Source organism: Odoribacter sp. N54.MGS-14, from assembly GCF_000980295.1.
GTDB lineage: Bacteria > Bacteroidota > Bacteroidia > Bacteroidales > Marinifilaceae > Odoribacter > Odoribacter splanchnicus.
Map to the genome: position 1 here is coordinate 44,128 of NZ_LARL01000015.1, position 12,692 is coordinate 56,819.

A 12,692-nucleotide genomic window follows, 5' to 3' on the forward strand; every position below is an offset into this window, starting at 1 on the left:
AAGAACCACCTAAACAATAAATATTATGTCAACACTTAGATTTAAAATGGTTGAAGAGGCGATCGGAAGAAAAGCCGTAGAAGTAAAAGCACCTGCCGAACGTCCGGCAGAGTATTTCGGAAAATATGTTTTTGATCGGGACAAAATGCGGAAATATTTGCCGAAAGCTTGTTTCGAAACGTTGATGAATACGATGAAGAACGGGAGCCCGTTGGATCGGGAAACAGCCGATTGTGTGGCTGCCGGAATGAAACAGTGGGCTCAGGATATGGGAGCTACTCATTATACGCATTGGTTTCAACCCTTGACGGGAGGAACTGCGGAGAAACACGATGCTTTTATCGAGGCCGATCACGAAGGAGGAGTGTTGGAAGAGTTCACAGGAAAGTTGCTGATACAACAAGAACCGGATGCTTCCAGTTTTCCGAGCGGTGGTCTTCGCAATACATTTGAAGCCCGGGGATATAGTGCCTGGGATCCTAGTTCTCCGGCCTTTATTGTCGATACGACCCTTTGTATACCGACTATCTTTATTGCTTATACGGGGGAGGCCCTGGATTTCAAGGCCCCTCTTTTGAGGGCACTCGAGGCAGTAAACCGTGCGGCTGTGGATATTTGCCGGTATTTCGACCCGAAGGTGGAAAAAGTGTTCTCTTATCTGGGATGGGAGCAGGAATATTTTTTGGTAGACGAAAGCCTGTGGGCGGCCCGTCCTGATCTGGTACTTACCGGCCGGACGATGATGGGACATGAAAGTGCTAAAAATCAACAGCTGGATGATCATTATTTCGGTTCTATACCGACTCGGGTGATTGCTTTTATGAAGGATCTGGAATACGAATGTCAGCAATTGGGAATCCCGGTAAAAACCCGCCACAATGAGGTGGCTCCGAACCAGTTCGAACTTGCTCCGGTTTTCGAAGAGACCAATCTGGCTAATGACCACAATCAGTTGTTGATGTCTACCATGAAAGTGGTGGCGAGGCGTCATTGTTTCCGGGTACTTTTGCACGAAAAACCTTTCAAGGGGATCAACGGTTCGGGCAAACACAACAACTGGTCTTTGGGTACCGATACGGGAGTGAATCTGTTATCTCCGGGACGTTCTGCTGCAGAGAATCTGCAATTTATCACCTTTCTGGTGAATATCCTGATGGCGGTCTATCGACGGAATGGCTTATTGAAAGCCTCTGTGATGAGTGCAGGCAATGCCCATCGTTTAGGAGCTAACGAAGCTCCTCCTGCTATTTTGTCGGTATTCCTGGGGACTCAGTTGTCGGCTATTCTGGATAAAATCGAATTCAGCCAATCGGATGAAGCGATTCAGTTGGATAAAAAGACCGGGTTCAGGATGGACGGGATTACGCATATCCCTGAACTATTCAGGGATACGACCGATCGTAACCGGACATCACCGTTTGCATTTACCGGCAACCGGTTCGAATTCCGTGCCGTCGGTTCCTCGGATAATTGTGCCGATGCCATGATCACTTTGAATACGGCAGTGGCTTATCAGTTAAAAGAGTTTAAAGCTGATATTGATAAACTCATCGCTGAAGGACATACGAAAGAAAATGCTATCTTTACGGTGTTAAAACGGTATACGGTGGCATGCAAGCCGATTCGGTTCGAGGGGAATGGATATAGTGATGAATGGAAGGCTGAAGCTACCCGGCGTGGGTTGGATTGTGAGACCAGCGTTCCCCTGATCTTCGACCGTCTGTTAGCCCAGGAGAACATCCGGATGTTCGGAGAAACCGGTGTATTGAACGAAGTGGAACTGCATGCCCGGGCTGAAGTGAAATGGGAGACATATACCAAAAAGGTACAGATCGAAGCCCGTATATTGGGAGATTTGGCTATGAATCATATCTTACCGGTGGCTTCGCGTTACCAGAGTATGTTGCTGGATAAGGTAAGCAAGTTTATGGCGATTTTCCCGAAAGAGAAAGCCAGGGTTTTGGCCGAACAAGACTTAGAATTGATAGAGAAGATAGCCCGGCATATGACCTGTATTCAGACCCAGGTGGAGGCAATGGTGGAAACCCGGAAAGTGATCAATAAGATGGGGGATATACGGGAAAAAGCGATTGCTTATCACGACCGGATAGCCCCGACCTTCGATGAGATCCGGGCTCATATCGATAAATTGGAATTGATTGTCGATAATGAAATGTGGACGTTGCCGAAATATCGGGAACTTTTGTTTTTGAGATAACGAACAGGAATGGAAATGTTATGAGTGACGCAATTAAACATGAATGTGGGATTGCCATGGTGAGGTTGTTGAAACCTTTGGAATACTACCGGAAAAAATACGGAGATGTTTTTTGGGGGATGAATAAGCTTTACCTGCTGATGGAAAAACAGCACAACCGTGGACAGGAAGGAGCCGGAATGGCTTCGGTAAAGTTGAATGCCCGTCCGGGCGAAGAATATATCTTCCGGGAGAGGGCGGAAGGAACGGGGGCTATTCAGGATATTTTTTCTGCTGTCCACCGGGCGATTACCGAATGCCGGAGGATAGAACCGGAGGTGCCCGACGAGGAGTTGCCTTTTATCGGCGAGATGTACATGGGGCATTTGCGTTACAGTACAACGGGGCGTTCGGGGATTTCATACCTGCATCCTTTTTTGCGTCGTAATAATTGGCGGAGCCGGAATCTTTCGTTGGCCGGAAATTTCAACCTGACCAATGTGGACGAAATATTGCAGTATATCGTGGAACGGGGACAACATCCCCGGCATAATGCGGATACTTTTATTATACTGGAGCAATTAGGGTATTTACTGGATTATGAGGTGGAACACCTCTACCGGAGATTCAAGGCCGAGGGCCTGGCCGGTCAGGCGATGAACGATGCGATCGAAGAGAATATCGATATCGAACATATTTTGCAGGAAGCTTCGGCACGCTGGGACGGAGGATATGTCATTACCGGTTTGTTGGGAAGCGGGGATCTTTTCGCTTTCCGGGATCCTCATGGAATCCGGCCTGCTTTTTATTATGCCAGCGATGAGGTGATCGTCGTTGCTTCCGAGCGTCCGGTTATTCAGACGGTTTTCGATTTGCCGGTAACAGAGGTGAAAGAATTGATGCCCGGACAGAGTATCGTTGTGAAACGGAACGGTAATATGAAAGTAAGTACGATCCATCCGGCCGTTGAGGTAACTCCCTGTTCTTTTGAACGGATTTATTTCTCCCGGGGAAGTGATTGCGATATTTATAACGAACGGAAGGAACTGGGGCGTCTGCTGACCGAAAATATTTTGAAAAGTGTCGGATATGATGTGGATCACACTATCTTTTCTTTTATCCCTAATACGGCAGAAATCGCTTATTATGGGATGATGCAGGGCTTGGAAGCCTGGTTGGACCGGCAGAAGAGTGAAGAGATCTGTGCCCGGAACGGACAACTGAGCAGCGCGCAGATCCGGGAAATCCTGTCGCGGCAGATCCGGACCGAGAAGTTGGCCATCAAGGATATCAAACTGAGGACTTTTATCGCTGAAGGAAATAGCCGGAATGATTTAGCCGCCCACGTGTACGACACCACTTATGGGACAGTACGGGAAGGGGTGGATTCGATCGTCGTTATCGACGATAGTATTGTCCGGGGTACTACCTTGAGGCAAAGTATAATCAAAATCCTTTGCCGGCAGAAACCCAAAAAGATTGTGATTGTCTCCTCTTCGCCTCAAATCCGTTATCCGGATTGTTATGGCATCGATATGTCGAAGATGGGAGAGTTTATCGCTTTTCATGCTGCTATCGCTTTGCTGAAAGAGAGGAGATTAGAACGGGTGATCGATGAGGTGTATACCAAAAGTAAGGCTCAGATAGCATTACCCAAAGAAAAGGTCGTGAATTATGTCAAAGAAATTTATGCTCCTTTTACAGACGAAGAGATTTCTGCTAAGATTGCCGAAATGATCACCCCTGAGAATTGCCCTTCGGAAATAGCTGTGGTATATCAGACGATAGATCATTTACACCAGGCTTGTCCGAATCATTCCGGGGATTGGTATTTTTCGGGTGATTATCCCACTCCGGGCGGAAACCGTCTGGTGAACGGGGCTTTTGTGGAATGGTATGAGAAAAGGTTTAATTCCTAAATCCGTTTGTCGTGTTACAAAAGATAAAGACCTGGATGCTTCCGCTGGCCATGTTGTCGGGAGCATTTTTTTATGAATTCTTTCAACAGTTGGCTTTTTTAACGCCCTACCTGATTTTCAGTATGTTGTTTATTACATATTGTAAATTGTCTTTTCGCGATTTGAAGTTCAGTGGTTTGCATCTGTGGTTGCTGGCTGTTCAGGTTGTCGGGTGTTTGGTGGTTTACGGTGGATTGGTGTGGTTCGATCCGGTCGTGGCACAGGGAGGTCTGATTTGTGTTTTGGCGCCGACTGCAACGGCTGCTGCAGTGATCACGGGAATGCTCGGAGGAAGTGTCGCCTGTCTGGCGGCATATACTTTGATGAGTAGTTTAGTGGTAGCTGTCGTATCTCCCTTGATCTTTACTCTGTTGGGAGAACATAGCGATATGACCTTCTGGAATTCCGTACTTTTCATTTGCCGGCAAGTCATGCCTGTCCTGATATTACCTTTTGCATTGGCCCTGTTTTTGGAGAAAGCTTTGCCGTCTCTCCACCGGCAGTTGAAAAAACTGCAAATTCTTTCCTTTTATCTTTGGGCGTTGGGATTGACTATTGTAACCGGGAAAACGGTTTATTTTATCGTGTATCAGGAGAATGCCGATATTACGGAAGAGTGGTGGATGGCCGCATTAGCATTGGTGATTTGTGTCCTGCAGTTTATCCTGGGCAGGCGTATCGGACGGCGGTATGGCGATCCTGTTTCGGGAGGGCAGGGACTCGGACAGAAAAATACCATCCTGGCTATCTGGATGGCACAGGTATATCTGAACCCTCTTTCCTCCATCGCCCCTGCTTCGTATGTGCTGTGGCAAAATATGATCAATAGCTGGCAGTTGTGGAAAAAAGGAAAATAAGAACAGAAGGCTACTCTATTGCTCTGGCTGCAGGAACGATATCTTCCCGCGCCACTTTCGTCGTAATGATGTTTTTCGGTCCGGGGATCAGGGGACTATTTTCCAATACATGGCGTACCCGGCTGTATTGATTGGCGGTAAACCGGTTTTGGTAGGAATGGAAATAGTCCATGATATTGGTAGATATAAAACTTTCTCCTTCACATCCGTTTCTTGTGAATACTTCCTGTGTGTAAGGTTTGGAAAGTGTATTCAGCCATTCGGTATAGGTATTACGGTCATAATTGGGGGTATCCTCACAATAATCCGTTTCGTTGCACCCTTGCTCGGAGAATACGTGGAATAACCCCAGATAGTGTCCCAGCTCATGAGCTAAAGTCACATAAATGTTATCCTCGGTGATATAGGTATTGTTGATAGAAATACAATGGGTATAGGAAGGCATGTTCGAGAAATAGTGGTTATTCGCAGTCAGGCCCGGAAGAGTGTTTTCACGGGGGGTGTATGGGAGGTGGGAGATTCCTGCCGTGGTCTTTTCTTTAAAGGTATATACAAATACATTGATGTATTTATTCAGGTCCCAAACGAATGAATTGAACGAAGTATTGCTTTGAGCCATGAAATCCTCACAGCTCATGACTGCTGCCGGGGTTTTCAGGATGCGTTCGATGCCGGGTTCGGCCAGGGGATTACCGGCAGGATCTTCGGTAGCCGCCACCAATTTCAGGTTCATAGGAATACTATTGGTACCTGTATTGTATAAACGGTTACATTCGTCGATCATTTTGGTGAAGAATTCTCCGGAAGCATTTTGCAAACTGTCGGTTTCATCCGCATAGAATAAATGAAAAATAACGGGCAGTTCATAATAATAGTTATTGCCGCTTGTATCCTGATATACATGTACTTCAGCCTCTTTCTGGTCGCAGGTAAAAGTAAAACGGGTATCTCTTTCGGCTTTGGTGTCGTTGGTATCTACCTGAATTAATATTTCGGCCGTTTTACTGCCTTCCATTTTATCGGTTGTACACCAGGTATCCCCTCCTGTAATTTTCCATTCACAGTTACTGTTGACCGTTAATTTCCATACACCGCCGTTACCGGAAAACCGGAGGGTGTTTTCGGAAATTTTCAATACCTGAGGTGAAGGGTGATCGGTCACACAGGCGAACATTACGATCGTTGTGAAAATCAGAAATATAAGTCGTTGTATTTTCATCGGAATCTTTTTTATTGAATGCAAATGTATAAAAAAGACTTTATATACTTGACACTTTAAGTTGTTTTAAAGATTGTTTTCACACAGCCTGTAAAAATAGATTTTGGTGTACGGAATTGGAACATATACGATCGGTGACTTCGGAAAGCGACCGATCGTAGCCTCATGGCAGGCTGACTTCAGGATAAAACCGTTACTTTTAAGCGGTCTGTCCATTTTTTTATTCTGGTATCGGTTCGGTCCGATTCATTATTATCGTCGATCGGGAGCCCGACAAATTTACCGTCGATAACTCCACCGGAACCATCGAAACGATATTCAGAGGGGTCTACTTCTCCCGTAAAAGTACAACCGGTGTGTTGAAGCTCGTGATAGATGACACCCAAAGCATCACAAAAACTGGAACTAAAACTGACCGAATCTCCGCATCCGAACAAGGCGACGGTTTTGTTTTTCAGATCCATATCTTTGAGTTTGAAAAGGAAATCATTCCAGTCGTCCTGCATTTCCCCGACTCCCCAGGTCGAACAACCTAATAACAATACTTCGTAGGGTTGTACGGCATGGGGCGTTGTATCGGCGACATTGTGTACATCTTCTTTCCCGATCCCCAATTGAATAGCGATTTTATTCGCTACAGATTCGGTATCACCGTTGGTGGAACCGTAAAAAATACCTGTTTTTTTCATAAAAATAGTGATTTAAAGTTATTATAAGTCAACTGTTTATCTATTCTGTGCAGATCACTGTTCTGTTTACGGAGCGGAAGAGAAATGGGGTGGCTTATTATGTCGAAAAAATTTTAATTGTGGTTAAACTAATGGGCTGATTATTGAAAAATACCTAAAAATAGGGATTGGTTGGAATCGGATAAAATGTTTATTTTGCGTGATTAAATTTATTTAGAATGAATAAGCGTTTAAAATATTCCGGTACAGATAAGATGAGTGATCTGATTTGTGAGAATTATAACCTGTTACTGGTGATGAGCCGGTTCGGGTTATCCTTGGGATTCGGTGACCAGACTGTACAGCAGGTATGTGAACGTCAGGGGGTGCATACGGGTACTTTTCTGGCTGTCGTGAATTTTATGGATGGAGAATGTTGTGTGTCCGAAGAGTTTCATGACCAGATATCGGTTGAAGCCCTGATGGAATATTTGAAGCAGGCTCATTCTTATTTTCTGGATTATAATCTGCCGGTGATCCGGCGGAGGTTAATAGATGCCATCGATTGTTCGCAGGATGACGTTGCTTTTCTGATTTTGAAATTTTACGATGAATATGTCAACGAGGTGCGGGCACATATGGGATATGAGAATGAGGTGGTTTTTAAATATGTGAATGCACTATTGCAGGGTGAGGATACCGGGCGATATAATATCGGTGTTTTTGTTGCACGTCATAACCAGATCGAGACTAAACTGACCGAACTCAAGAATATTATTGTCAAATATTATCCTTCCAGGGCGAATAATAATCTGTTGAATACCGTATTGTTCGATATTTATTCTTGTGAAAAAGATTTGTGTTCACATTGCCGGGTAGAAGATTATATGTTTGTTCCTCTGATTGCAGAATTGGAAAAGAAAGTACAGGAAAATGCAGGAAGATGAAGTTTTAAAGATTGCTATAGCCGAGACATCGATGATCGTCCGTAGTGGATTGGCATTGGTCTTGAAGCGGATTCAGGGATTGAAAATTCTTCCGATAGAGTTAGTCTCCGAAGAATCGCTGGATGAATGTGTACGATTTCATAAACCTGAAATTCTGATCGTAAATCCGTCGTTTACCGGATATTTCGATGTGCGTAAATTTAAAGAAACACCTCAGAATGCGGGTGTGAAATGTATTGCTTTGATGTGTTCGGTGGCCGATCAGGGTGTGTTGCGGAATTACGATGAGTCTCTGACGATATATGACGATGCGGATACGATCAGGGAAAAATTGAATCGCCTGTTGAATGTTCCCGGGGAAGAGACAGAAGAAGAATTAGCCGGACAGGAAGTGTTGAGTAGCCGGGAAAAAGAAATTATTACTTGTGTCGTCAAAGGGATGACTAATAAAGAAATTGCAGATGCCTTGTATTTGTCGGCCCATACGGTGATTACCCACCGACGGAATATAGCCCGTAAATTACAGATTCATAGTCCGGCAGGCCTGACTATTTATGCGATTGTAAATAAATTGGTGGAGTTGCAGGATATCAAAGAATATTTGTAATAAAAAATCCCGGAAACAATCCGGGATTTTTTATTATTTGATTTCAATCGTTCGTCCGTTTTTTTCTTCCGGAATTACCGTTTGTTTCGGGATATCGATGGTCAATACACCGTGTTCCATCCTGGCCTGAATCTTCTCTTTTACCACATCATCGGGCAAGATCATCGCTTGCTGGAAGCGGGTATATGAAAATTCACGTCTCAGATAGCGTCCCTCTTCTTTTTTATCTTCTTTCTGTTCGTGTTTCTTTTCCATACTGACCACCAACTGGTTGTTGTTTTCGATTTTGATGGTAAAATCCTCACGGGTCATACCCGGTGCAGCAACTTCGATTTCGTAATTTGTTTCGGTTTCCCGAATATTGATTGCCGGTGCAGTAGCATTGGTTTTTTCCATCCACGTGTTATCGAAGAAATCATTGAAGATATCCGGTAACCAAGTCTGTGTTCTTCTTACAGGTACCATAATTTAATCCTCCTATTATTTAAGTTTAACATATTCATTGGGTAGAACCGGTATTTTAAACCGTGTTCGTTTTAGGAGATTGCAATCGGTATGCCGCAATTCGTGGGGAAATACGTATTTTTTTTGTAGATTATGTGTAATTTATTGATAATAAATAAGAAAGAAGAAAGAGATGCTTTGTGTGTTAAATTACTTGTAATGAGTGTGTTATGTTGTTTTGGCAGAATAAAGGAAAAATTGTCATAAAATCTGTTTGGAGGTCTGCCAAATCTTCATGGTTTTGTAACAAACCCGTGGGCTTTTAATGAGGGGATATCAGCTTTATTCTTTATTTTTGCCTTATTAATAAAAGAATAATACCGATGAAAATGCTCTTACCCGTATTGTTGATGCTGGCGACCGGGAAAACGATATTGCCCGGAGAGGTAAAAGTAAAGACTTTACCTCCTGAATCCCGTGAAGTTTTGGATTATTTACCCCGGAATATTGTTATAGCCCATCGGGGTACGACGTATTGGGCTCCGGAGGAAACCGAAGCCGCCATGCGTTGGGCCCGTAATATCGGAGCCGATTACCTGGAACTGGATTTACAACGAACGAAAGATGGGGTATTGATTGCTCTGCACGATGTCAATCTGAGGCGTACGACGAATGTTGAAACCGTATTTCCGGATCGGGCCGACTCGCCTGTTTCGGAGTTTACCCTGGAAGAGCTGAGACAACTGGATGCCGGTTCGTGGTTTAACAAAGCGAATCCGGATCGGGCCAGAAAAGCATTCGAAGGCTTAGACATACTGACCTTGGAAGATGTCGTGCGTATAGCCGAGGGCTATCGCATAGTCAGAGACCGGGCAGGAAAAAGAGTGTACGATATCGACGGGCAGGGGAGAAAGCACACCCGTTACGAAAAAGATCCTGACGATAACGGTAATCGTCCCGGTATTTATCCCGAAACCAAAGAACCTCATTTGTTTCCGGGTATGGAAAAAGATTTGGTGATAGAATTACAAAGACTGGGTTGGTATCATCCGGATGCCGGACAAATGAAACAAATTCCGGTAACCGCGGGCAAAGTAGCTATTGCAAATTCGTCGGCCCGGGTGATTTTGCAGACTTTCTCGGACGAGAGCCTGGTAAAACTGAAAGAAGCTTTCCCACGACGGATTCCTACCTGCTTTTTATTGTGGTTAGGGAATGACGTTTCTGACTTAAAACAAAATACCCCCGAGCAATATGCTGCCAAAATCAATTTCGGTATAGAAAACGGGGCTGTGATTATGGGGCCTAGTATTGCAGGGGCACCTAATCATTATGATGAACTTTTGTCTCCCGGAAACGGTGAATTGATTTACCGTTCGGGTATGGCCATTCATCCCTATAGTTTCGATACGGTGGAGCAGATGGAGGAATATACCGGATTGAAAGCCGGACAGCCGGCACAAAACCGGGCCGATGGAATGTTTACCAATAAGTCGGATATGACTATCCGGTTTTATCAGGAAACGTTGCCCGCAAAATATCTGAAGTCGAATGCAACCTCAGGCCTGCCGGATCATTTACAGCAAAAAAAGAAGCTGGAAAAGGCTGAAAAAGTATTGGAACAATTAGGGTATTACAACTGACCGGATTTAGGGAGGGTAGATTCGTTGCCCTCCTGCATAGCTGTAATGCGGGGATATGATTTCTATACCTGCCTCATTATAACGATCCTGAATATTTTGATGAAGGTTTCCGAATAGATCTCCCGGTCTATCGGACGACAAACAACTTCTTTGGCCGTAGTACGTATAAAAAGAACAAAATGAACTAAACACTAAAATTATGGCTAAAGAGAGTGTAAAAATCCTGCAAGGAAAATTGGATGTGGAAAGCTTGATTTCACAGTTAAACGCAGCATTGGCTGAAGAATGGTTGGCATACTATCAGTATTGGATCGGTGCTTTGGTTGTCGAAGGTGCTATGCGTCCGAATGTACAGAGTGAGTTTGAAGAACACGCCAATGAAGAACGCAAGCATGCCGAAATGATTGCTAAACGTATCATCGAACTGGAAGGCGTTCCTGTTTTGGATCCCCAAAAGTGGTCGGAACTGGCAAGATGCAAATACGATACTCCGCAAGACTTTGATTCTGTTTGTCTGCTGAATGACAATGTGGCTTCCGAGCGTTGTGCCATATTGAGGTATCAGGAAATTGCCGACTTTACAAATGGTAAAGATTTTACGACCTGTGATATGGCGAAAAAAATTCTGGCCGAGGAGGAAGAGCATGAACAGGATCTTCAGGACTATCTGACCGATATTGCCCGGATGAAAAAATCAATCCTTGGTAAATAGTTTATTGTAATCATGGGGACGGGGCAATTGTGCGAAACTTTCGCACAATTGCCCCGTCCCCATGATTATTCGGTCTTTTCTGTCAATGTCAATATAATTTTTAAGAATCCAAAAAGAAAATCCATCTCGGATCTCTCCTCTCATTCCGAGAAGTTTTGACCTGTTAATGCATTTGCATAATGCCAGTATATTAATTGTTTTTTAGAGGTAAGAATATGCTGGTTAAATCTTCGTTTTTTCTGCTATCCGGATTAAATCACGGTTTAAAACGGAGTACGATGGAAATAACAAACAAATAAAGAACTGGGTAGGAAAATTTTAGCCGATATTTTTGCCTTTATTGTCCGCATTTGTTATATTTGCAGGCATAAACGAACGATTTAATCAACATTTTTGTCTGCCGTTAGCGGTTTGAACGGGTTTTTCGATGCCGCATCCGGTGGAAAGAAACAAGAAATGAGAACAACTATTCATCCGATGAAATTGAAGTACAGACTGCTATTTCTGCCTATCCTGTTGTTTGCTTGCGGTGTGGCATCGGGGCAGGAGGCCGGTATGTCTGTGGCACCATTCGTCCGGGGAGATACGGCAGTCTTCCGGTTTGCTCCGGAAAAACGTATGTTCTGGGCTGATTACAAGGGAAATGCAATCGCTATCGATTCGCTTGCCCGTTCCATCCGGCAACACAAACTTTCGATCGAATCGGGCGATATGAAAGTACGTGTACTGGGATTTTGTTCCTCTTACGGTTCCTGCGCAGAGAACCTTGCGGCTGCGAAGAATCGGAGCAATCAGGTCAAATCCTATTTCATTGTCCATGAAGGATTGAAGGAGGATCATTTTCGGACGACCAACTCCACGCGCCAATGGCACGGGATGACTGATGTCATTGGGATAGCCTATTTGTTCCGGAATTCGGAAACGATCCCGGCTTCCGGAACATTACCGGAAAGTGGCTTTACATCGGCCGATTCGGTGTCGGCATCGCAGGTTCTGAAACCCTTTGTCGAACCCGACACGCTTATTGCGGAGAGGTCTGCGAAACCGGCATCCGAATCCACGCGGCCGATTGCCAAGGCTTTGGAAAGCGCTCTGGGTGATCCCGTTCAACCCTGTTACCAGTGGGTTATCAAGACGAATGTAGCCTATCTGGCTGCTACGGTAGCCAATCTCGGTGTGGAATTTGCTTTCGGTAAGCATTACTCGGTCGATCTGCCAATGATCTATAGTCCCTATACCGTGTCACGGACGTTCCGGCTACGCTTTCTGGCCGTTCAGCCCGAATTCCGCTATTGGTTCGGCACTCCGATGAAAGGACACTTTTTCGGGGCACACCTTAATATCGGAGCGTTCAATATCTCCGTGGATAAGCATACGCGCTACCAGTCTCCGGACGGTTTCTACGGTGCAGGCGTAAGCTATGGCTATGTCCTGCCATTC

11 protein-coding genes are annotated in these 12,692 nt (G+C 44.7%); 8 read left to right on the plus strand and 3 right to left on the minus strand.

Features of this window, described 5'->3' with window-relative positions; all coding sequences use genetic code 11:
* The first annotated feature begins 25 nt into the window (after positions 1-25).
* Genes WS42_RS05200 through WS42_RS05210 form a run of 3 tightly spaced genes read left to right on the plus strand, consistent with a single transcriptional unit; the run spans position 26 to position 5,012 of the window.
* Positions 26-2,218 (plus strand): glutamine synthetase III family protein, encoded by a 2,193-nt coding sequence (locus WS42_RS05200; protein ID WP_182321376.1) that lies wholly within the window; start codon positions 26-28, stop codon positions 2,216-2,218.
* A 20-nt stretch (positions 2,219-2,238) separates the two neighbouring features.
* Positions 2,239-4,116, plus strand: a complete 1,878-nt coding sequence (locus tag WS42_RS05205; protein WP_013611482.1) for an amidophosphoribosyltransferase — start codon at positions 2,239-2,241, stop codon at positions 4,114-4,116.
* An 11-nt stretch (positions 4,117-4,127) separates the two neighbouring features.
* Positions 4,128-5,012, plus strand: coding sequence for a bile acid:sodium symporter family protein (locus WS42_RS05210; protein ID WP_022159544.1), 885 nt, complete (start codon positions 4,128-4,130; stop codon positions 5,010-5,012).
* A gap of 10 nt (positions 5,013-5,022) precedes the next feature.
* Here the strand turns inward: WS42_RS05210 and WS42_RS05215 are convergent, their stop codons facing one another.
* Positions 5,023-6,231 (minus strand): zinc-dependent metalloproteinase lipoprotein, encoded by a 1,209-nt coding sequence (locus WS42_RS05215; protein ID WP_286728304.1) that lies wholly within the window; start codon positions 6,229-6,231, stop codon positions 5,023-5,025.
* Positions 6,232-6,410: 179 nt separating this feature from the next.
* Entirely contained in the window at positions 6,411-6,920 is a 510-nt protein-coding gene (gene fldA / locus WS42_RS05220; RefSeq protein ID WP_013611469.1) for a flavodoxin FldA, read from the minus strand.
* Positions 6,921-7,138: 218 nt separating this feature from the next.
* Between fldA and WS42_RS05225 the strand changes: the two genes are divergently transcribed.
* Both WS42_RS05225 and WS42_RS05230 read left to right on the plus strand, forming a co-directional pair.
* The gene (locus WS42_RS05225) at positions 7,139-7,846 is read left to right on the plus strand and encodes a hemerythrin domain-containing protein (protein WP_013611468.1); all 708 of its coding nucleotides are present in this window, start codon (positions 7,139-7,141) and stop codon (positions 7,844-7,846) included.
* A complete protein-coding gene (locus WS42_RS05230) occupies positions 7,833-8,453 on the plus strand; it encodes a response regulator transcription factor (protein ID WP_013611467.1) in 621 nt (206 codons plus the stop codon). The genes WS42_RS05225 and WS42_RS05230 overlap by 14 nt, the downstream gene beginning before the upstream one ends.
* Positions 8,454-8,486: 33 nt before the next feature.
* On the opposite strand, the gene WS42_RS05235 is transcribed toward WS42_RS05230, so the two are convergent.
* The gene (locus WS42_RS05235) at positions 8,487-8,918 is read right to left on the minus strand and encodes an Hsp20/alpha crystallin family protein (RefSeq protein ID WP_013611466.1); all 432 of its coding nucleotides are present in this window, start codon (positions 8,916-8,918) and stop codon (positions 8,487-8,489) included.
* A gap of 362 nt (positions 8,919-9,280) precedes the next feature.
* Here WS42_RS05235 and WS42_RS05240 point away from each other — a divergent pair, with 362 nt between their 5' ends.
* From WS42_RS05240 to WS42_RS05250, 3 genes are all read left to right on the plus strand, one after another.
* The gene (locus WS42_RS05240; protein WP_087381667.1) at positions 9,281-10,540 is read left to right on the plus strand and encodes a glycerophosphodiester phosphodiesterase family protein; all 1,260 of its coding nucleotides are present in this window, start codon (positions 9,281-9,283) and stop codon (positions 10,538-10,540) included.
* 199 nt (positions 10,541-10,739) lie between these two features.
* The gene (locus WS42_RS05245; RefSeq protein ID WP_013611464.1) at positions 10,740-11,252 is read left to right on the plus strand and encodes a ferritin-like domain-containing protein; all 513 of its coding nucleotides are present in this window, start codon (positions 10,740-10,742) and stop codon (positions 11,250-11,252) included.
* Positions 11,253-11,708: 456 nt separating this feature from the next.
* On the plus strand, positions 11,709-12,692 hold a 984-nt coding region (locus WS42_RS05250; RefSeq protein ID WP_286728306.1), incomplete at its 3' end, for a DUF3575 domain-containing protein.

Excerpts from the sequence above, each read along its gene's own strand:
- WS42_RS05205 (WP_013611482.1), top strand. The coding sequence starts at position 2,239 with ATGAGTGACGCAATTAAACATGAATGTGGGATTGCCATGGTGAGGTTG.
- WS42_RS05235 (WP_013611466.1), bottom strand. The coding sequence starts at position 8,918 with ATGGTACCTGTAAGAAGAACACAGACTTGGTTACCGGATATCTTCAAT.
- WS42_RS05200 (WP_182321376.1), top strand. The coding sequence starts at position 26 with ATGTCAACACTTAGATTTAAAATGGTTGAAGAGGCGATCGGAAGAAAA.
- WS42_RS05225 (WP_013611468.1), top strand. The coding sequence starts at position 7,139 with ATGAATAAGCGTTTAAAATATTCCGGTACAGATAAGATGAGTGATCTG.
- WS42_RS05230 (WP_013611467.1), top strand. The coding sequence starts at position 7,833 with ATGCAGGAAGATGAAGTTTTAAAGATTGCTATAGCCGAGACATCGATG.
- WS42_RS05245 (WP_013611464.1), top strand. The coding sequence starts at position 10,740 with ATGGCTAAAGAGAGTGTAAAAATCCTGCAAGGAAAATTGGATGTGGAA.
- WS42_RS05215 (WP_286728304.1), bottom strand. The coding sequence starts at position 6,231 with ATGAAAATACAACGACTTATATTTCTGATTTTCACAACGATCGTAATG.
- fldA (WP_013611469.1), bottom strand. The coding sequence starts at position 6,920 with ATGAAAAAAACAGGTATTTTTTACGGTTCCACCAACGGTGATACCGAA.
- WS42_RS05240 (WP_087381667.1), top strand. The coding sequence starts at position 9,281 with ATGAAAATGCTCTTACCCGTATTGTTGATGCTGGCGACCGGGAAAACG.